This is a genomic window from Oscillospiraceae bacterium MB08-C2-2 (assembly GCA_035621215.1).
Taxonomy (GTDB): Bacteria; Bacillota; Clostridia; order Oscillospirales; family Ruminococcaceae; genus WRAV01.
The window spans coordinates 2,539,074-2,560,644 of the sequence record CP141729.1 but is presented as its reverse complement, the minus strand read 5'-3'; the positions used below and the strand labels follow the sequence as shown (position 1 = coordinate 2,560,644).

General features: G+C 47.7%; 13 protein-coding genes. 9 read left to right on the top strand and 4 right to left on the bottom strand.

The window, feature by feature from the left end; all coding sequences use genetic code 11:
- Positions 1-2 precede the first annotated feature (2 nt).
- Genes U6B65_11475 through U6B65_11455 form a run of 5 tightly spaced genes read left to right on the top strand, consistent with a single transcriptional unit; the run spans position 3 to position 3,436 of the window.
- Positions 3-329, top strand: coding sequence for a (2Fe-2S)-binding protein (locus U6B65_11475; protein ID WRS26941.1), 327 nt, complete (start codon positions 3-5; stop codon positions 327-329).
- Positions 326-1,456, top strand: coding sequence for an NAD(P)/FAD-dependent oxidoreductase (locus U6B65_11470; protein ID WRS26940.1), 1,131 nt, complete (start codon positions 326-328; stop codon positions 1,454-1,456). The genes U6B65_11475 and U6B65_11470 overlap by 4 nt, the downstream gene beginning before the upstream one ends.
- Positions 1,453-1,977, top strand: a complete 525-nt coding sequence (locus U6B65_11465) for a 4Fe-4S binding protein (protein ID WRS26939.1) — start codon at positions 1,453-1,455, stop codon at positions 1,975-1,977. The genes U6B65_11470 and U6B65_11465 overlap by 4 nt, the downstream gene beginning before the upstream one ends.
- 6 nt (positions 1,978-1,983) lie before the next feature.
- A complete protein-coding gene (locus tag U6B65_11460; protein WRS26938.1) occupies positions 1,984-2,256 on the top strand; it encodes a (2Fe-2S)-binding protein in 273 nt (90 codons plus the stop codon).
- A complete protein-coding gene (locus tag U6B65_11455; GenBank protein ID WRS26937.1) occupies positions 2,249-3,436 on the top strand; it encodes an FAD-dependent oxidoreductase in 1,188 nt (395 codons plus the stop codon). Before U6B65_11460 ends, U6B65_11455 begins: the two co-directional genes overlap by 8 nt.
- Before the next feature lie 810 nt (positions 3,437-4,246).
- Here the strand turns inward: U6B65_11455 and U6B65_11450 are convergent.
- Together U6B65_11450 and U6B65_11445 are read right to left on the bottom strand one after the other, a co-directional pair.
- Entirely contained in the window at positions 4,247-5,623 is a 1,377-nt protein-coding gene (locus U6B65_11450) for a hypothetical protein (protein ID WRS26936.1), read from the bottom strand.
- A gap of 225 nt (positions 5,624-5,848) precedes the next feature.
- Positions 5,849-7,087 (bottom strand): IS110 family transposase, encoded by a 1,239-nt coding sequence (locus tag U6B65_11445; protein ID WRS26935.1) that lies wholly within the window; start codon positions 7,085-7,087, stop codon positions 5,849-5,851.
- Positions 7,088-7,985: 898 nt separating this feature from the next.
- Between U6B65_11445 and U6B65_11440 the strand changes: the two genes are divergently transcribed.
- From U6B65_11440 to U6B65_11425, 4 genes are all read left to right on the top strand, one after another.
- Positions 7,986-8,852, top strand: coding sequence for a helix-turn-helix domain-containing protein (locus tag U6B65_11440; GenBank protein ID WRS26934.1), 867 nt, complete (start codon positions 7,986-7,988; stop codon positions 8,850-8,852).
- A 43-nt stretch (positions 8,853-8,895) separates the two neighbouring features.
- The gene (locus tag U6B65_11435) at positions 8,896-10,920 is read left to right on the top strand and encodes a 3'-5' exonuclease (protein ID WRS28949.1); all 2,025 of its coding nucleotides are present in this window, start codon (positions 8,896-8,898) and stop codon (positions 10,918-10,920) included.
- A gap of 748 nt (positions 10,921-11,668) precedes the next feature.
- Positions 11,669-12,973 carry a rhodanese-like domain-containing protein gene (locus U6B65_11430; GenBank protein ID WRS26933.1) on the top strand — a complete coding sequence of 435 codons (1,305 nt, stop codon included), beginning with the start codon at positions 11,669-11,671 and terminating at the stop codon, positions 12,971-12,973.
- Between the two features lie 435 nt (positions 12,974-13,408).
- A complete protein-coding gene (locus U6B65_11425; protein ID WRS26932.1) occupies positions 13,409-18,652 on the top strand; it encodes a glycoside hydrolase family 3 C-terminal domain-containing protein in 5,244 nt (1,747 codons plus the stop codon).
- Positions 18,653-18,940: 288 nt separating this feature from the next.
- On the opposite strand, the gene U6B65_11420 is transcribed toward U6B65_11425, so the two are convergent.
- On the bottom strand, positions 18,941-19,456 hold the full coding sequence (locus U6B65_11420) for a MarR family transcriptional regulator (GenBank protein ID WRS26931.1): 516 nt from the start codon (positions 19,454-19,456) through the stop codon (positions 18,941-18,943).
- A 294-nt stretch (positions 19,457-19,750) separates the two neighbouring features.
- Positions 19,751-21,352 (bottom strand): MFS transporter, encoded by a 1,602-nt coding sequence (locus U6B65_11415; protein ID WRS26930.1) that lies wholly within the window; start codon positions 21,350-21,352, stop codon positions 19,751-19,753.
- Positions 21,353-21,571: the final 219 nt, after the last annotated feature.

The following is a 21,571-nucleotide window of genomic DNA, read 5'->3' as shown; positions in this document are numbered from 1 at the left end:
CCATGCGTGTTATACAGCATCCGGTTTTAGGGGAGCTCCAAAACCAAAAAACCGTGACCATTTATTACAACGAAAAGCCCATAAAAGCGCTGGAAGGGGAACCAGTGGCCGCATCGCTTCTAAATGCAGGCATCAAGGTGTTTCGCACAACCAGCAAGCGCCATGAGCCCCGCAGCATTTTTTGTGCCATTGGCCGGTGCACCGACTGTATGATGATAGTGGACGGTGTTCCCAATACACGAACCTGTGTCACGCCCGTTCACAGCGGAATGCGGGTGGAATGCCAGCAGGGGGCTGCGCCCATTCAGCAACAGGAGGAACCCAAATGAAGCAGATGGAGGTAGAGGTTGTCGTTATTGGCGCAGGGCCAGCTGGGTTATCGGCCGCTTGCCAGGCACGCATGGCCGGGGCGCAGGTGCTGGTTATCGATGAAAACAACCAACCGGGCGGGCAGCTTTTTAAGCAAATCCATAAGTTTTTTGGTTCCAGAGAGCATCAGGCCGGTGTAAGAGGCTATGAAATCGGCCAGAAGCTCTTGGAAAAGACCATTGCCTGCGGCGCCTCGGTTATGTTGGATAGTCTTGTTTATGGCATTCAGCCGGATTTGACACTGGGTGTGATCAAAAAGGGTGAGAACATTGCTCTCAAGGCCCAAAAGATTATTGTAGCCACAGGCGCCAAGGAAAATTACCTGCCCTTTCCGGGTTCCACTCTTCCCGGTGTTATGGGGGCAGGCGCTGCCCAGACTATGATTAACGTCAACCGGGTTCTGCCGGGGAAACGTGCTGTCATGATGGGATCGGGCAATGTGGGGCTTATTGTATCCTACCAGCTGATGCAGGCCGGCGCCGAGGTGGCAGCCATTGTGGAGGGTGCGCCCTGCATTGGAGGCTATGGTGTTCATGCGGGTAAAATCCGCCGGGCGGGGGTTCCCTTTTATCTGGGATACACAGTCAAGCGGGCCTTAGGGGAACAGAGTGTGGAAGGAGTGGAAATCATACAGGTCAATGAAAGATTTCAGCCTATCCCCGGCACAGAAAAGCTTCTTAAAGCGGATACGATCTGCCTTGCGGTGGGTCTGAACCCGATGAATGAGCTGCTTTGGCAGGCGGGATGCCATTTTGATTTTATTCCTGCCTTTGGGGGCCATGTGCCGCTCCATGATTCCAATATGGAAACAACCATTTGCGGGGTCTATGCAGCGGGGGATGCAACCGGCGTGGAGGAGGCTTCCTCCGCCATGGAAGAGGGCAATCTTGCCGGTGTTGCCGCTGCCGAGGCGCTGGGCTATCTCAGTTATGAGGAAGCTGCCTGCAAAAAGGCGGAGATTCAGCATCGGCTGGATACGCTGCGGGATGGCCCCTTTGGCCAGAAGCGCCGGGCCTTCAAAGAGCAGCAGCTTGCGGATATGAAGGCATTTGACCAAGGCAGCTTTATGGGGAGGATGCAGGCATGAAGGAAGGAATTCTTTTTACCGGGGTGCCCAGCCCGGCAGAACTGGCGGCCAGCCCGGGTTTTCCCGATCCGGTATTTAGGGAAAAAGGGCGGATCGCAGTTATTGAATGTGTGCAGGAAATTCCCTGCAACCCCTGTGAAGGTGCCTGCAAATGGGGCGCCATTCAAATCGGGGATCACATCACCAATCTGCCTGCCCTTATTCCAGAAAAATGCACCGGTTGCGGAATCTGCATCGCAAACTGCCCGGGCCTTGCCATTACGGTTATTGACAACAACTTTTCGGAGACAGAATCCTCCATTGACTTCCCCTTTGAATACTTGCCCCTGCCCAAGGTGGGGGATGTGGTTGAGGCGGTCAACCGTATGGGGGAATCGGTTTGCAGGGGCCGCATTTTAGCGGTGAAGCGCTCCAAGGCTTTTGTGGGAACCACCGTTGTTTCCATGGCGGTGCCCAAAGAATATCAGGATATTGTGCGCAGCATGAAGCGCCTGCCAATTCCGGAAAAGGAAGGAGAGTGACGCCCTGTGGAGGAGGAAGTGTTGATTTGCCGTTGTCAGGAGATTTCACGTGAGGCGATTTTATCCGCTGTGGCGGATGGAGCCACTACAGTGGATGGTGTGAAACGGCGCACCCATGCCTGCATGGGCTTGTGTCAGGGTAAAACCTGTGAGCGGGTTATTCAGAGAATTATTGCGGAGGAAACCGGCATAAACCCTGCAGAGATTTTGCCCCAGAAAAGCCGTACCCCAGTGCGCCCCATTAAGCTTGGAACCTTGGGAGGAAGCAGCGATGATTAAATACGACGTGGTGGTAATCGGCGGGGGCATTATTGGCTGCTCCGTTGCCTATTATCTTGCCAAGCAAGGGCAAAAGATACTGCTGCTGGAAAAAACCGACCATGCCCAAGGTTCTGCCGGTGCAACCGATGGGGTGGTCAGCTATCACACCAAAAAGCCGGGTCCCCAAATGGATCTGGCGGTGAAATCCATTGAGATGTTTCAGGGGCTTTCGGATGAATTGGGGGAGGATATAGAATTTTTGGCCAATTGCGGCGGCATGCAGCCCGCCGAGGATAAAGCCCAGTGGGATATGCTTTGCGCTATTGGGGAGCAGCAGCGCAAAAGCGGCATCAATATGCGCATGATCAGCGGCAAAGAGGCCTGTGAAATGGAGCCTATGCTTGCTCCCGATCTTTACGGTGCCCTTTATGCTCCCTGCGGGGGCAAGGTGGAGCCTATCCGCCTGACAATGGCTTTTCTGCATGCCGCCAAACGATTGGGGGCCACTGTGCGCAACCATACAGAAGTAACCGAAATCCGCCGCAACAGTGCAGGGGCTGTTACCGCTGTTATCACAGCCGACGGAGAGGTTTTTGAAACCTCCAAGGTGGTTATAGCCTGCGGCGCATGGTCACAGGCGGTGGGGCGGCTGGTTGGTTTGGAGCTGCCGGTTCTGCCCAGAAGAGGCCAGCTTTTGGTTACAGAGCCCATCGGGCATTTTATGGGGTGCACCTTCCAATGCGCACGCTACAACATCATCAAATTTATGCCCGAGGCCATCACTGACCCAAGCATTTTGCGTATGGGGATTTCTTTAAGCATTCACCAGACAAAGGATGGCGGGCTTCTCATTGGCGGAACCCGCGAATGGGCTGATTTTGACCGCTCAAATTCGTTGGAGGCCATTGAGGCCATTGCCAGCCGGGCCGTTCGATTCTTTCCGCTGCTGAAAAATGTAGGGGTTATTCGGGCCTTTGCGGGCCTGCGGCCCTATACCTCCGACGGTATAGCGCTTCTTGGGCCCACCCGCAGAGTGCCGGGCGTGTATCTGGCAACAGGGCATGAAGGCGATGGCATTGCCCTTGCGCCTATAACAGGAAAGCTGCTTGCTGAGATGATAACCGAAACGCCTCTTTCCTGCGATGTGCAGCCCTTTAGCCCGGATCGCTTTCAGTATGTGGGTAGCTCTATAGCCTAAAAGGTACAATAAGTCTTGCAAATAAAAAAAGACATAGAAGGCAGCCAGATGGCAGAATTGGAGTTGATGAGACAACAATTCTGCAAAGAAGACTGCAGCTATGCCTGAGAAAATCATACAGCTGAACGTGGGAACAATCCGGGAGGAATCGAAAGAACTTGGTTCAAGCCGGTAGGCCTGTACCCCCTCAGCATCCAGCGGTCTTACGAAGCAATCCGATTGCCGAATCTATTTAAAGGCATGGGGCATCTGAACCGAAAAAGCACAAGAGCCCACAGTCGTTATCACACTTTGCCAGCGGGGATAACACCTATGCAGCTCTTGCAGTCTATCTTCAGTCACGATAAAACTACGGCAAGAAGGCTCTCACAGGTCTTAGCAGATGCGTTTTCATCTCTAAGGCGCATGTCTGGCCGCTGCTGCAACAGCAGCGGCCAGACTGTGAGGGTCTTGTTTTTTTGTGCGATTATTATTCTCGCCGCCTAGTGTGGCAGAAATCCTTTCCAACCACAATACTTCTCTCAATTTGTTTCGTCATGCTTTTGGGGGACATCTCAGCAACTGCATCGAAAAAATTAATTATAAACCTTAGTTGATATTTTTAATCAACCGTTATAACTAAAACACTTACAAATTGCACTGTATGTGTCTATACTCGTTATATCCAGAAGATAAATATCTTTTATTAATACAACAGTATCCTAGGCCTCAATTTAGTCATTATATTATCCGAATGCATGCAGATAGAAAAGGATTATCCTTCTCCCCTCGCTCGTATCAGGCAAGAAAAACAAAACCAACCCACCAATATCAAATCACTTCTACCAATACAAGATTGACCTGCACCGGGGTGAGAGACAAAGTAATGTCTACACCAGTTGCATTCACCAACCGAACAGTTGCCGGCGCTGTGATAATTTCCAGCAGTGCCGAACCATTTACCTGGCCGGTAATAACTGGCATGATACCGCTTACATCTCCTGTATTGTTCACTTGAAGCGCAATATCTATAAAAACACTGCCTGCGGCTCCATCGACGGATGCCCACCATGACGCATAATAAGTGCCTGGAGCCGAGATCGTAACTTCACCTGCGATCGCGTTATAACTGAAATTCGGGTTATTGTCGATAAGCACACTGTTCATCAGCAAAGGAGCACCTGCCGTGATATCCGCGCCACCCAACACTGTGCTTTGTACCTGAATTCCTCTGAACTGGACAGCCGCTCCGGTAGGACCTGTTGCACCAGTTGCGCCGGTAGGGCCAGTGGGACCTGTTACGCCGTCAGCGCCGGTTGGTCCGGTAGGGCCAGTGGAACCTGTCGCGCCGTCAGCACCGGTTGGGCCGGTAGGGCCAGTGGGACCTGTCGCGCCGTCTGCGCCGGTAGAACCAGTGGGGCCTGTTGCACCGGTAGCGCCTGCGGCACCGTCAGCACCAGTTGGGCCGGTGGGGCCTGTTGCACCGGTAACCCCTGCGGCACCGTCAGCACCAGTTGGGCCGGTGGGGCCTGTTGCGCCTGTTGCACCGGTAACACCTGCGGCACCATCAGCGCCAGTTGGGCCGGTGGGGCCTGTTGCGCCTGTTGCACCGGTAACACCTGCGGCACCATCAGCGCCAGTTGGGCCGGTGGGGCCTGTTGCGCCTGTTGCACCGGTAACACCTGCGGCACCATCAGCGCCAGTTGGGCCGGTGGGGCCTGTTGCGCCTGTTGCACCGGTAACACCTGCGGCACCATCAGCGCCAGTTGGGCCGGTGGGGCCTGTTGCACCAGTTACACCGGTTGCACCTGTGGCACCATTAGCACCAGTTGGGCCGGTGGGGCCTGTTGCACCAGTTACACCTGTTGCACCTGTGGCACCATTAGCGCCAGTTGGGCCGATGGGGCCTGTTGCACCTGTGGCACCATTAGCACCAGTTGGGCCGGTGGGGCCTGTTGCGCCAGTTACGCCGGTTGCACCTGTGGCACCATTAGCACCAGTTGGGCCGATGGGGCCTGTTGCGCCAGTTGCACCTGTGGCACCTGTGGCACCATTAGCACCAGTTGAGCCGGTGGGGCCTTGAATACCCTGAGGACCTGCAGGACCTTGAATGCCCATGGGGCCTCTGGGTCCTTGCGGACCAACACAGCAACATCCGCCGCAATCACACGGATTGCAGTGATAGGATGAATCATAATTATTTGACATGAAATACCTCCTACTATTATTAATATTAATAGGTGCAGCAATCCTCACTGCAATCCAGTATATGCGTATGGAATAAACGATGTCCTCGTTAACGCTCAGGGCTGGTATTATGATAAGCCTGCAAATAAGAAGTCAATAGGAAAATGAAGAAAAACAGCAACGCGAAAAGGTGGAACACTAATAGGCCGCCGCCAGTAGCGCCGACCAAAGCTATGCGGAACGAGTTTAGCGAGATAGCCCAGTGGAATCCATATCCACAGGCTTGTCCAGAGTATTCATGTATTCCTTTACCCTGCCGTAGTAAATACGCAGGAATTTGTTACAGCCAGCGGTCATGTAGACATGATAGGGCTTACCCTCGGCTCGTTTTTTGTTCAAAAACTGAAACACAGGGTCGTCTGGGGGCGCTTTTTGCAGCAGGATTGTCATGAGGATAAAGAGCGTCTTTCGCAGTTCCGGAGAGCCCCGCTTTGACGAACGCGTGCTTTTCGCCTCGTAGCTTCCGGACTGGTTTGCGCCCGGGTCAACCCCTGCAAAGGCCGTCAAGGAGCCCTTGTGTGCAAAGCGGCGAACATCGCCAATCTCCGCCATAAGCTGCGGCCCGAGAGATTTTCCGGCACCATACAACCCCATAACCACTTCGTATTCAGGAAGCTCCTGTGCGAGCCGGTTCATCTCCGCGCGGAACACCTCCACGGTTTTGGAAACGGTACCCAGTTGTGTAATTGCTTCCTGCACCATCACTTTGGACAGCGGATTTTTCGGCAGCATGGCAATCAGTTCTTTCGCTTCCGCGTGAATCTGGGCAGCTTTGGCGGTACTGAAATTGTATCCGTGCCGCTTGCACCACTTGCGGTAACGCTCCACGAAGGAGATCTGTCCTATACCCCTTACGCAGTCCACGTGCCAGAAGGACGCGGCGAAATCCACCCACTTCTGGCTGCCATCCGCACGAACGGGGCTTTCAAAGAGGGCGTTGACTCCGGGGTAGGTCTGGTCAAGCAGGGCAATGAGATTGTTCTTCAGCGCCGTCTTGTTCTTGGTGTACAGACCATATTGCCGGTTCATGCTTTTCAGTTGGTAGCGAATCGTATCCATAGGAGTATGTTGGCGCAATTCGGCCCAGTTGTCAAGGCCATACCGGGCAATCTTGAGCGCATCCGCTTTGTCCGTCTTGACCTTACGGAGCGAGTTATTCCCGTATTCCTTGATGAGCAGCGGATTGACCGCACTGACAAAAACTCCGGCGTCATGCAGCATCTGGGCCACCGGTTCATAGTACCGCCCCGTGTGTTCCAGAACCACCCGCGTCTCGCCCTCCAGACTTTTCAGCCGCTTTGTCAGCTCGCTGAGTTCACTGGAGGTGTGGCGTACCTCATAGGGCTTTGCCACCAGCTCCCCAAAGGGACGAAGAACCGACACCATGCTTTTCCCTTTGGAAATATCTATCCCGACTGCGTTCATAACCCCACGCTCCCATCACAGATTTACAATTGGCGTACCATCCTTTTCTCACTGCCGATTCTATCTGTTTGATGACACGAACGCGCCGGATGGCGGCTCTACCTGCACAAATCGAACGCTGCGAGCGAGAGGATGACTGACTGACTTTTCAACGGACGCGAAGTCCTTGGAGATAACCGCCAGGCCTATTGTCCTCTCATTCTATCAGCTTAGGCAATGAAATGGATAATGGCGCAACTGGATGCTGCGCCACCAACCAAATATATAGTAACAGGAGAATAAGAAAGAGAATATTCTTTCGGATATAGGATTTTCCTAATCAGAATATTGGGTCTATATGCAAAAAAGATGTGATTTTAATCACCTAATCTTCTTTTCTTTACTTTCTGTAGCCTAAATGGGTACCAATACAGGTGCTCCATTATTTACCCACCAAAAATTCTTAGAGCAACATAAGGTCAGTGCATATTCTGTAAAAAGGTTTATGAGAGTGGGGGATTCTGGAGTGCTGAAAAGTATCTTTCATTGCATACACAGTACAAGTATTCCGACATTGTAACACTTGAGCAAACCACTGTAATTACAGAGAGCAGAGTGAGGGAATACTCTATATGGAATTGCTGCTTTACTCCGGAAACGCTGCTGAAAGAAGCTCATGAGGTGGATTTTAAGAAGTACCAACTGTTTAGTGACGTTTCGGGCTGTCCTTATAGGCCGGATAGCCAGACGACTGCACTTCTTGTGGAAAAACAGCACACTACTTACCGTTGTTTAGTTATTGATAGGTGATTAAGCTATTGGGATTTTCAAAAGAGCAAGAATAATTAAAATTATATCGCTTGATTTTGGTATACTGTGGTATATCCGCATAGCATCAGTTGAAAGGAGGCCAAACGAAATGGTAAATAACAGCATCAAGAATACAGCCTTAGCCATTGATTATATCGAAGCCCACTTAACTGAAAAAATCGATTTGGATATTGTAGCAAACGCAGTTCATTATTCAAAACACCATCTCCACCGTATGTTTGCCAACACCATTGGGCTCACCATTCATGAATATGTTCAGCGCAGGAAGCTAACCGAAGCCGCCAAGCTGCTGGTTTTTTCAAATAAGCCAATTCTTGATATTGCTCTGCTTGCTGGATACGAAAGCCAACAGGCGTTTACAAATATTTTCACTTCCATGTATAAGCAACCTCCCAACAAGTATCGGGATAATGAAAAATTTTATCCTCTACAAGTAAAATTTGAATTTGAGGCAGGATACGATATGCTGGATCATGAAGATAACGCCCAATGGAATATTGATTTTGCATCAGAAGAGGATATACCCTGTTGGATGCTTCTGGTTCGGCTGGTTATTGACGGTTTTCCACATCTGCATGAAGATGAATATATACAGGTATTAAAACAGCGAATCAAAACCAAACAAGCCTTGCTATTGAAAGACAATAAGATTGCAATTGGAGCCATGCTGTTTTCCTATAAAACGGGAAGCATTGATTTTATGGGAACGCACCCACTTTACCGTAAAAAGGGGATTCCTCAAGCATTTCTTGATAAGGCAATGAGCGAACTGCTCAAAGGAAAGAAAATTAGTATTACCACATACAGAGAGGGTGATAAAGCAGATACCGGACACCGTAAAGCAATTATGGAATTAGGATTTGCAGAGGCCGAGTTACTGGTGGAGTTCGGTTACCCAACACAACGATTTGTTTTGCCGAAGGAGAAAACCGATGAGCACAGGAGAGAAATTTAGCCGGAGTAACCAAGGCGCTACGGCTCAAGATACAAGTGGCAGCATGCCCTTTCCAGATGAAATACTCCATCTAGAAGAAACAAATCGCAAACTGGATGATGCTTTGAAAGAAGCGGATGCCGATGTTGGCCGGCTCGACGGAGAATACATGGAGTTTAAGCGCTACATGGTGGAGAATCGCGGAGAAATTGACCCGCACGAAATGTTTCAAAATGAATTGGCATTAAACCGCATTGATAATACCGGAGCCTTTGCGGTAGGCATGCGGGAGAAAATTGCTAAGTTAAAGGAGTCGCCTTATTTCTCCCGTATAGACTTCCAGGAAGCCACTGCTGAAGAATCAACGGCCTACTACATTGGACGCTTTTCTTTCATTCACGAAAATGAATTATTAATATTGGATTGGCGTGCGCCTATCGCCGGTATGTTCTATGATTATGAAATTGGCCCGGCAGGTTTCAACGCTCCCCAAGGGAGAATAGAAGGTGCCTTAACCCGTAAACGGCAGTTTAAAATTAAAGCTGGCAAATTGGAATATGCTCTTGAAAGTTCTGTCAATATTCAAGATGAACTTCTGCAGAAAGAATTGAGCCATACTTCTGATGAAAAAATGAAATCTATTATTGCCACAATTCAGAAGGAGCAAAATCAAATTATTCGTAACGAAAAAGCAGGCACGCTTATCATTCAGGGCGTTGCCGGCTCCGGGAAAACCTCCATCGCCCTTCATCGGATTGCCTTTTTGCTGTATCATTTCAAAGATAGATTGTCCGCAAAAAATATAACGATCTTGTCCCCAAACAAGGTTTTCGGGGATTATATTTCAAATGTCTTGCCGGAGCTTGGCGAAGAACCGATTGGTGAGCTAAGCTTTTCTGATATAGCCAACGTGCAATTGGAGGGTGTCATTGGATTTGAAATAGACAAAGACCCGCTGGAAACAAATGAAAGCACATGGGCAGAACGTGTGCGCTTTAAGTCTACCTTGGATTTCGTAAAGCAAATGGACAGCTTCATTGCCCAAATGCCGGGCATGATTTTTGAACCTGCCGACTATACTTACGGGCGCTTTACTGCAAAAGCAGATGCGATAAAAACACGTTTTCTTGCTTATAGCAAATACCCTGTCAAACGGCGTTTGCAGATGGTTGCAGATGATATTTTTGACCGCTTTGATACTGACAATTACATGGAAGAAGATATTCCAAAAAGCAGAACCATTCTGAAGGCTTTAAGCAAAATGTTAAAAATGAGAGATACACTATCCCTCTATAAAGAATTCTACAGGCATATCGAGAAGCCGGAAATGCTTGTTATGCCCGCAAAAAGAACATTGGAATGGGCTGATGTTTTTCCCTTCATTTATCTTCATGCTGCTTACGAGGGTTTAAAGGAGAGCGGAACAATTCGACATTTGGTTATTGATGAAATGCAGGATTATACGCCTATCCAATATGCGGTAATCAATCTGCTGTTTAAATGTCAAAAAACAATTTTGGGGGATTTCGGCCAATTTATCAACCCCAATCATCTCCATACACTAGACGATATACGGCAGCTATACAATACGGCTGAATTGGTTGAACTATTAAAAAGTTATCGTTCTACCTATGAGATTATCTCTTTTGCCCAGCAGATCAACAATACAGGAACAATAGAAGCCATAGAACGTCATGGAGAAGCCCCCACGATAATTAAATGTCAGAATAAAAATGATGAGTTTATGCGTATAAAAGCCGGGATTGAAGCCTTTTCTCAAACAACATATTCCTCGCTTGGGATTATTACAAAAACCAATCATGAGGCAAGCATGCTTTACAACCAGCTATCGTATCACTGCGATGTAAACTTAATTTCGCCGGAAAGCACCCATTTTCTCAATGGTATATCAATCACATCCATACAGATGGCAAAGGGCCTGGAATTTGATGAGGTCATAGTCCCTTATGTGGATGAGGCCACTTATTTTACGCAATATGACAGGAGCCTGCTTTATATTGCCTGCACACGGGCTATGCACAAGCTAACGCTTTTATATACAGAGGAAATATCCCCTTTATTGGGGTAGATATATTTTAACGACTATTATTCCTAAAAATCATTTCAACTAAATATAAAAACCGTTGTTAGATACGGCAGAAAAAGGCATATAGCAGTGTCTGACCAGATAGTTGCAGGAGATGAACTGGCGTGGGGCTTGTTGCCAATTTGTATGCCGCCGCACCTCTAGCATAGCTGGTCTATGTAATTATATATGGGCGAAGTAAACAGCAGACAGGGTGTTAAAACTCTGCCTGCTGTTTGGCTATAGATCTTATTTCTTAACTAGATCCTTCTGCATGATAATAACGTAACTTTGATTTAATGCTGTGGTAAACACCAATCCCTAAGAAAGACAAGAAATGCAAGTATATTTCTCCTATTCTATCCAAGCATTACAGATGTTCGAAGCACACTCCTTCAAGAGAACAGCTCTTATAATGTTTTACGGCAAATATAAAAATTTTTATAGTTTATTTTGAGCAACGTCACAGATAATTAGTTTATTTTGCATCTATTGACAAACCAAAACAATAGTTATAGAATATATTCGTAATTCACATAAAAAATATGTAATTTTTACATATTTTTATGATAATTTTTTTCTGCCAACAGGCTTTAGCCCCAAGCAGTGTTCTACGTTGGATATTATTCCTTAATATCGTTCATCTTGTTTAGCTAAAATGAAACAAATGTTTACTGTCAAAAATTGTGCTCGAGCACATAGTAGATAGTAAGCGATTTGTTTCATTTATGTCTTATGAGGAGGAATAGCAATGAGCAAGCGTGTAGCACCCCTGGCTGCAATAACAATTGGTATACTCTTTTCTTTTTCAGCCTGCACCACCTGGGCCCCTCCAGTCAGTCCGCCAAATCTTGACACAGTGAACAAAAATTGCCAGCAGACCGTTAAGGATGGGACCTATTATTCAGCGGCCTTTGATGGAACTTTTTTTTGGGCCGCAGGATCTGGAGGGCGGTTAACACGCATAGATGAGAACAATATAGCGGAAAACCAGAAATCTTTCACCGATCAGGATCTTAAAGGAATGTGGAGCGGAGATGGGAAAATTCTGGTCTGTGGGGATAATGGTACCATCCTTTACAGCGCTGACGGAAAAGATTTCTCTCTTATCAACACCGATAGTAAGGAGGATCTAAACTCAGCCACCTCTTTTAACAACACGTTTTTCATTGGAGGCAGCCGCGGAACCATTCTCTCCTCCTCGGAAGGAACTACTTGGAGCCAAATACAGCTGCCGGTCCAAAATGATATCATCTCCATAGAGGCAAATGATGAAATGATCATGGCCATTACCAAAGAGACCGATTATTTTATTAGTACAGACGGTGTCACATGGAGCTGGAAGAACTACAATGAATATTACGAGGGCTACGCTGATCTTTGCATCTTTAACTCCCTAGAAAATATGGGCGATACATTTTTTGTGGTTGGCCAAATGAAAGATGACCCGGACAGGCCGTTTGTCATGTATACTGAATCTGGAGAAATCTGGTTTTATAAACCACTGACAGAAATTAACGGCACCGACCCATCAACTCTTTTTCCCCTCAACATTAATTCCCTGGGTTTTAATCTTGACCAAATTATAGCTGCCTGCAACAAGGGGCGCCTTCTTACAATAACCAACTGCGCGGAATGCAACAAAATGGACGAGTATACCCAACAGGATTTGTACGATGTGATCTTTGGAAATGAAAAACTGCTGATGGTAGGAGCCGATTATACGCATAGCATTGTTGATACCAACAATATTCGGCAATATAACATTAAGCCGGAGCAGGCTTATGAGGATTACAACTATCGCGGCGCCATAATCATTGATGTGCGTTCCGACGAAGAATGGGCAGAAGGACACATTGCCGGTGCGCTCCATATTCCGGTAGGAGAAATCGGTGCAAATCTTTTAAAACAGGTGCCGGATAAAACTACAACGCTTATATTCTATTGCGCCGTTGGCGGCCGGGCACAAACCGCCTTGGAAGAAGCCTTGAAGATGGGCTACCAGCAGGTGTATAATCTGGGCGGTATCAGCGAGTGGCCTTACGAAATCGAGTGAAACACAGCAACTTTTTGCCTTTAAACCAGCTGTGGTCAAAAAACTTTGCCCACAGCTGCCATCCTTTAAATTTAAGTGCATTGGTTGATCCAAAGTTGTGCTCGAGCACTTAAAATAATAGTTTTTATTAAAAACAGTTTTTATTTATCGGTAAATATTGTTTAAATAAAACAAAATTTAGAATTAATTCTTATTTACTTTTAAATGTGCTCGAGCATTTTAGCGCATCCATTTTCGCTATGTTCTTTTTGCCTAGAAGCATTGAGGTGCTTTAGAGGAAGATTATTACCGGGAATCGGGAAAGGACGTGAATTTTAATTAGAAAGTGAACACATTCTCTGGAACCGCTGCCCACGTTCCCAGATGAGGCAAGAAGCTTCACCACAAGCAGGAGATGTTAAACCGAGAAAAGAGAATACAAAGGAGATAGCGAAGGTGAAAAAAAGATTTTTGGCGTTAGTAACCGCAACAGTCGTTACCCTTAGTTGTTGCCCAACTTTTTCTTCTATGCAGATAACAGCAGCCGCGGCCGATATTGCGCCCATGACCGCTGCCCCTGCAACTCCCCCGATTTATCAAGATGAGAGCTATTCCTATGAAGAACGTGCCGCAGATATGGTGGCTCGTATGACTTTGGCAGAAAAAGCATCTCAGACAGCCGGATACAACTCCAGCGCGATCCCGAGGCTGGGCATCGCAAGCTATATGTGGTGGAACGAAGCACTCCACGGCTATTCCCAGGAGGGATGGTTTGGAATCACAACAGACGGCGCATCCTATCCTTCCAGTTATTCCATGGGTACATCTTGGGATACTGACCTTTATTATCAGGAGGCCGTAGCCATCGGCTCCGAAATCCGCGAGAGGGTGAAAGGCAACAAGTATAACTTGACCATGTTCTCACCCACTGTTAACCTCGCTCGCGATCCCCGCTGGGGCCGCAACGACGAGAGCTACGGAGAGGACCCCTTCCTTGTAGGCAACATGGGAGCCTCTTTCGTCAAAGGCGTTGAAGGCAAAGATATTAACGGGGATTACATAGTCACCAACAGCAACGGTCAGGGCATCAAGCAGGCCGTTACAACCATTAAGCATTATGCGGCCAATAACAGTGAGAAAAACCGTTATACCAGCGGCGCCGATAATGTCACCCAGCGTGAGATGAGGGAGTATTACACCCGCCCTTATCGCATTGTTGTGGATAAAGCCGATGTATCATCGGTAATGATGGCTTACAGCAGTGTGAATGGTATCCCCATCTCCTTCAGCAGCTTCTATATGGATACCTTGCTGCGCCAGGTTTTTGGCTTTTCCGGCTACATTGTTTCGGACTGTGATTCGGTTGCAACATCTTTCAACCGAAATGTTCATAAGACCAATCCTCTTACAGCATCGCCCTATACCCTTGGGGAAGCCTATGCCAATGCAATGGCCTCCGGATTGGATCTCCAGTGTAACGCAGGAGAGACCGATGGCTTAGGCAGCTATGCCTCAAATTATAAAAAGATGATGTTGAATCAGGATGGACGCCCGATCCGCACAGATAAGGGCTTCTTTACAGAGCAGCAGTTGGATGTCTCTGCCCACCGCCTGATGACCAAGCGGATGCAGCTTGGTGAATTTGATCAGGAAAACAAGTACATCACCGAGGGCGCCGCCCGCTTGAGCGCTGGCATGAATGGCGGCTATCTCAACGGCGCCGCAGGCCAGACCAAGGAACGAATCGATTTGGCGGATGAGCTTTCCCGATCCACCATCGTATTGCTTAAAAATGAAAACAACGCCCTTCCCATCACAGAGGAGTCTATCAAGCAGGCTGCCGGTTCCTTCAAGGTTGGCATTATCGGCCCTGTTGGGCAGAGCAACTTCCGTGGTGGATATTCCTCCAGGCTTTCAAACGAAAGCAATCTTGTCACCATCGAGCAGGCGATTAAGACTGCATTTAAAGATGAAGCCACCTACAATCAGGCTGCACGTGACAATCTTAAAATCGACTACCACTATGGTTACAGCTCTTCGGTTAACCGCAATAGATTTACGGCTCTTGATGCAAAGGATATTGCGCTCGATAACGTAGAAGAGAATCTTGACCTTGCTATTGTGGTTGTTGGTCAAGGCAGCGGAGACTCCCGAGAAGACGGAGACCGCACCGATCTGCACCTTGCCCAGGCGCAGGTGGAGCTCATCAAGCAGGTCAAAGCAAAGAACCCTAAAAAACTGATTCTGGTCATGGAAACCTATGGCCCTGTTCATATGGAGGATGGCATTGTCAACAATGCCGATGCAATTCTCTGGTCCAGCTTTAACGGATTCCGGAAAGGAACCGGATTTGGCGAAGCCATCACCGGTAAAAACAATCCCTCCGGCCGTACCAACGCAACTTGGCTTAAAGATATGATCAGCGATACCCCCGGTTTCTTCGATTACAGCCTGTATCCCTCTAATAACAAGGGCGGCCGTACTTACATGTATAATGTTGAAGACACTATCTATCCCTTTGGCTATGGCTTGAGCTATGCAGATGTTGCTTATGCCAAAGCCGATGGCGAAAAATCCATTCTTGGTGCCTCAGCTGCCGGCGCTCTGGATTTAGGCAACGGTGCAGCTATCACAATGGATAGTGTTATAGACGTCAAGTTCAAGATCAGCAACACCAACAATGTGGACGGAAAACAGGTCGCGCAGGTTTACGCCGTATCCCCGGGCGCAGGAACCGATCCAAAAATCCCCCTCAAGCGCCTTGTTGGATTTGAAAAGGTGGAAATCGCCGCCAACGGAAGTGAAACTGTATCCATTCCTGTCAAGGTTTCTGATCTGGCTTTGTATGATGAAGACAAAGAATGCTATGTTCTGCCAGCAGGCGAATGGACCTTATGGGTTGCCCGCTCAAGTGAGCTTAAAGAGGGCGTTGATCTTTCCGAGAAATTCACCGTGACGGATGGTTTTATTCGTGAAGATCCTTCTATCGTCACTGTAAAGCCCACTCAACATGGCGACAATGCCAAAGAAAACGGCGTGAGCGAACGTGTTCTCTTTGACCTTGGCACAAGTGAGCTGGAAAATACCATTCAGCCCAACGTGGCAGTCACTATGGCCAACGAAAAGCTTTATGGTACTCGGGTTATCAACAATGTTCCCGGTAAAGACATCGGTGTAAACCCCGATGATGTCAATGCTTCCACCGCTTCGTGGGACATGCCGGACAGTGCCGGAAAGGTAAGCCGTATAGACAATCCGGATAATCTGCCCCAGATTGGTGTCCAAGAGGTGCTTCCCGCATCCTATACCATTGAATACGCCTCAAACCGCCCCGATGTGGTTCAGGTAGGAGATAAAACAGATTCCGGTGCTTTCTCTGCCGGCCCCATTGTCATGAAGAAGGCGGGCGTAGCCACCATTACTGCAAAAGTTACCTCCCCCGACGGCGTATCCGCCGAAACTGAATTTGTAGTCTATGTGCAGGGAGATGCCGGCCTTACCGACATTACAATTGGCGGCCACTCCATTGAAGGTTTCGATGGAAATACACTGCATTATTCCTGCCCGATTGTTTCGGATATATCCGCCGATGACCCTGCGTATGCTGTCAAGGCAGTTGCCATTGATGGCGTGACCGTGGAGTATTCCGCAACCGGCAAGGAGGGCTCCTTCGCACCTGCCCCTAACGGGATAAATCCCGCCCTATTGCCCGGCAGTGTATACATTAAGGTATCCGGAACCGGAATCGCCGAACAAGTGTATATCGTTGCCTTCGAAGATAAATTTACTTCATCCTCCTTCGTTAAAGGCATAATTGATGACAAATGGACAGTGAATAACGAAAATAAAGATTCTTATACCGCTGTCCCGGGATACGGGCTCAAGCTCGCTATGTCTCCCGGCAGCATCAGCGGGACAAACCGCAACTGGAACAACGTATTTACCAGACCCGGCGGCGGCGACTGGACCATTACCACAAAGCTGTATCTCCCCACCCGTATTGGAAACCGCCACGTGATGCTGCTTGCCTGGGAGGATGAGGATAACTACATCCGGGTAGGCTATCAGGGCTCCAACCGCAGCATGTCCATGGCTCCGGAAATCGGGGGTGCTTCTAACGGCAGCATCAGCACCGCAACGGGAATTCCACAGGAAGATACTCCTCTGGTTCTCTATTATAAGCTCCAGAGAAAAGGAACCGAGTATACGGCATGGTATTCTGAAGATGGCCTGAACTTCAAGCAGGTTCAGAGCGCCGACGGAAGACGGCGCGGCGAAACAAGCTTGGTGAAGAATGTTCAGGTAGGCTTGTTTGCAAATGGTGCCGCAGAGCTGGATGCTTACTGCGAGTTCATTGACATCACTGATACAGACGGCAGAACCGATCAGGATGTGCTCAACGATGCCTTTGCAGCAGTCGCTGAATATTTACCGGGCAACATTCCTACCGAGATTTCGCAGGATATCAAGCTGGCTGTTCCCTATGATTATACCGTCAAGTTTGAATCGGATTCTCCTTATATCAATAAGGATGGAACTCTGACAGGCCGCCCTGCCACAGATCAGGAGGTAGCGGTGAAGATAACCCTCAGCCACCCGAAGGCAACGGTAAATGGAAGCTCAGAGGTTGTGGTTTACAACGGACCCATTACCCTCAAGGCTTCTGGAACTGTTCCCGATCCAGATTATGGAGTATCCAAAAACAGTCTTGAGATTGAGACAGGCGGCTCCAACAGCTTTGATCTTACCATGGGCTCAGAAGCTATCAAGGCAACGATTGCGGTTGATGACGCTACTATTGCCTCTGTGAGCCATACAAATGTTACAGCAGATCAAACTGTTACCGTATCCGCTCTGAGCAAGGGCGAAACCAAGATTAAGGTGACATGGTATGGGCAGAATGATAAGGAGTTGGGTTCCAAGATCATTACTGTATTCGTAGCTGGTGCTTCTACAGATTATGGTCTTTCCACAGATAAGCTGACAATTGAAAAAGGCAGTTCCAAGGATTTCAATCTGAGCATGAACACCAATGTTGTCATGTCTGCTAAAATCGCTGTTGTAAACAAGGATATTGCCTCTGTAAGCCATGAAACAGTCACCGATAGTCAAACGGTTACGGTTTCCGCGCTCAAGAAAGGTGAAACTCAAGTCAAGGTGACTTGGTATGGCTTGCCCAATAATCATGAAATAGCCACCGAGGTTATTGATGTAACGGTAACCGAAGAATCCACTCCTGTGGATAAGGCCGCACTGAATGCCTTGATTGCGAAGGCTTCTGCTTTGACTGAATCTGACTACACCGCAGAGAGCTGGGCACCCCTTGCCGAAGCCCTCGCAGCAGCCCAGAGCACAGTCGCAGACAACCAAGCCACTCAGGAGACCGTTGACACAGCGGCAGCCGCACTGCAGGCATCTATAGATGGGCTTGTAGAAGCAGGTGAGGAAGTTCCTGTTACCGCTCTCAAGATTACCGGCAGTTCCACTGTTAAGCGGAACAAAACCGCTCAGCTTGCTGTCGTTATCACCCCGAGCAACGCAACTGATCCCCATGTCACATGGACATCTCTGTCGCCACTCGTAGCCGATGTGGATGAAAACGGCCTGGTAACAGCTACAAGCAAAACAGGCTTTGCCATTATCCAGGTAACTTCTGCTAACGGCGTTTCGGCACAGTTTACCATTCGGGTGACGGCATAACTCAAAGCAGCTTATGGCGAAACCAGATTTTTCCTGAGATGCTAGCAAAAACCTGCACTTTATATACGCCCTAAAAGTTAACAAACGCATCAAATAGCAAAGAGGTTATGTTTTTCGTAGCTGAAAAACATAACCTCTTTTTTGTTGTCTAAATCAAAAAACTATTAACTGAGTTGCAGCAGGACACCCCGGTTGACTCGGTAGCATTCCGAAAATCGGTCAAAACGGCCGCGGCGGAATATTAAAAAGGCTGAACTCACCAGCCAATTGCATCTGCAAGCCCCGCTTTTATTGATGGGACTGGTAGATATTTTTAATTTCGTTTTCAAAATAACGTATGATTCTCAGCCGTATATCCAAATACATTTCCATTTCGGCAGGGGTAAAATTTTTAAAAACACGCCTTTGTATGCAATCCATTTCCTTTACCAGCAAATCGGTCAGCTCCTGCCCCTTTTCTGCAAGGATAAGAAGGATTCTGCGGCGATCGGTAGGGTGAGATTGCCGAATAATAAACTCCTTGCTCTCAAGCTCATCTGCCATATTGGTTATTGTCTGGCGTGAACTGGCAAGATAATCCGCTATTACAGAGGGTTCCACACCCTGTGGGTGCTTGCGCATAAAGCGCATCATGCGGTAACTCATATAGTTGGTTCCATGCAAAATCATCAGTTCGTTTTGCCAGAAACTAACCTGTGCATTGATTGATGAGTTATTATCCAGTGTTTCCATAACCCGCTGAAAAAGCTTATCGCTTTCACCTTGACCGATCTTGGAAACAATTTTCTTTTTGCTGATGGGCATACTTTCACACATCCTTTACGACCAAATATTTATCCATAATATGGTTGCGAGTGAGCCTTGTATCTTGATTTTTTCTATGGCATAGGCTTGACAGGATCAAAAAGCAGGCATTGGTGCTAATTGGTAATATTTTTATTCTATTATCTAAACCATCTAATGTCAAGCATGGCTGTCTAGTAAAAATGCTGCCTAATTATATCGAAAAAAGTGAGAGGACTCCACATAAATGGGGTCCTCTCAACCAACACATATAAAATAAAGGGGAGGAAATATACAATTTGCAGTCAGGCTTACTTATTTCTTTTTCATTGTGGTGGAGTATTTCACCTGATCCAGCGGAATCTCCTTAAGGATAAGTGATGCTACAACGCCAATAAAAATAAGAGCAGCTGCGGTGAAGAATACACTGCGCAAAGACATTTGCAAAGCGGTCTTGACCGCTGTAACAGTTGCCTCATAGGCGGCTGAATCGGTGAAGGATTCTGCCAGCTTTTGCATTGTTGCGTTATTTACCAGTGCACGTGATGTAGAAACAAGCTTTGTCTGATCGGCATTCAAGCTAAGATCGACGGTGTATTTGGCAATATTTTTGGTGTAGGAGGAATTGATTACAGAGCCGAGAAGGGCGGGAGACAACGCATTGCCCAAAGAAGCAAAGAAATAGAGTGTTCCGTTGCCAACGCCATAATCATCCGGATCAACATAGGCCATGGCGCTCAGTGTGTTGATGGAAGGCATCCAGGAACCACCGCCAACATTGTAAACAATTCTTGCCACAACAATTGCAATAATCGGAACAGAAACAGGCATCAGGCCAAAGAAAACCATGACAAGCACTGTAACCGATGTAGCAAGTGTCAGCATCCATTTATAATGCTTTGTTTTGTCCATAAGGAAACCAGCAAATGCACCCATGAAGATACCCACAAAGCTTGCAGGAATGCTGATGGTGGAGAAGATTGTTGCACCAATACCCTGAACACCCTGCATGAAGAGGGAAAGGTAGGTGGAAACACCGGTCAGACCAAAGGTCATAAAGACCGAAATCAACCCGCACATAAGAAAGCTCTTGTTCTTGAGAAGCTTGGTGGAAACAATGGCATATTCGGGGATTTTGGACTCATGCTTGAAGAATATCACAAAGAATACAGCCGAAACAACAAGCATAATGATGATCGTGGGGGATGTCCAAGCGAACTTGGAACCGGCCCAGGAGAGGCCCAGCAGGAAGTTGGAGACAGCAATGGTCAGGGTAATCAAGCCGATAACATCAATGCGGACATTGATATTTTCCTTTTTAACGTTGGGCACAGTGAATGCCACAAACAAAAAAGCAATTAAAAAGATTATGCCAGTGAGAACAAACACATACCGCCATGTCCATGATTCTGCAATAACGGCGGCAATTGTGGGAAGGGTAAGCGAAACAATGCTCATGATTGAAAGTATTGTGCCGCCAACTTTACCACGTTCTGTCGGCGCAAAAAGCTGGCCCAGCAGAGCCATATATGTACCTTGCATAGCACCGCCGCCAAAGCCGTTTATTGCGTAACCGGCAATAAACACAAAAATGTTTGGGGCTATAACGCAGAGCAGTTCACCGCCCACCATAAGGCCCAACAGAATCAAAAGAATATTGCGCTTGCCGTAAATATCGCCCATTTTGCCCCAGAACGGTGCGGCGATAGCACCGGTGAGTGAGAACATCATAGGCGCCCAAGAATAGTAGGTCATGCCATCCAGATCACCTGCAATAATCGGCAGCAATGCGTTTGCTTTGTAGCGCGTGCTCCAATAAGCGAAACCGCAGATTAGTATTGCAAGAACGCACAGTGCTTTTCTTTTACCGGAGAGCTCGATCTGTTCGGCTGGCTGAGACGAATTGGATTGTCCCATAAATAACACCCCTCAATCAATTTGATTTGGATAATATGGATAATAAATGGTTGCCATAAGAAGTGTGCACACTGTTATAAAAACGCACACATACATCGAGCCAGAAAACCTTTTGCCGAATAATTCAATCGAATATTATAAAAGGTTGGATAATACGATTTGATGATAATATATAACATTCCAAAAGTCAAAGGTTTTCTCAATAAAAAAATGTATAAA

Coding starts and splice junctions, on each gene's coding strand:
- U6B65_11475 (WRS26941.1), top strand. CDS start 3: ATGCGTGTTATACAGCATCCGGTTTTAGGGGAGCTCCAAAACCAAAAA.
- U6B65_11470 (WRS26940.1), top strand. CDS start 326: ATGAAGCAGATGGAGGTAGAGGTTGTCGTTATTGGCGCAGGGCCAGCT.
- U6B65_11465 (WRS26939.1), top strand. CDS start 1,453: ATGAAGGAAGGAATTCTTTTTACCGGGGTGCCCAGCCCGGCAGAACTG.
- U6B65_11455 (WRS26937.1), top strand. CDS start 2,249: ATGATTAAATACGACGTGGTGGTAATCGGCGGGGGCATTATTGGCTGC.
- U6B65_11450 (WRS26936.1), bottom strand. CDS start 5,623: ATGTCAAATAATTATGATTCATCCTATCACTGCAATCCGTGTGATTGC.
- U6B65_11445 (WRS26935.1), bottom strand. CDS start 7,087: ATGAACGCAGTCGGGATAGATATTTCCAAAGGGAAAAGCATGGTGTCG.
- U6B65_11440 (WRS26934.1), top strand. CDS start 7,986: ATGGTAAATAACAGCATCAAGAATACAGCCTTAGCCATTGATTATATC.
- U6B65_11435 (WRS28949.1), top strand. CDS start 8,896: ATGCCCTTTCCAGATGAAATACTCCATCTAGAAGAAACAAATCGCAAA.
- U6B65_11430 (WRS26933.1), top strand. CDS start 11,669: ATGAGCAAGCGTGTAGCACCCCTGGCTGCAATAACAATTGGTATACTC.
- U6B65_11420 (WRS26931.1), bottom strand. CDS start 19,456: ATGCCCATCAGCAAAAAGAAAATTGTTTCCAAGATCGGTCAAGGTGAA.
- U6B65_11415 (WRS26930.1), bottom strand. CDS start 21,352: ATGGGACAATCCAATTCGTCTCAGCCAGCCGAACAGATCGAGCTCTCC.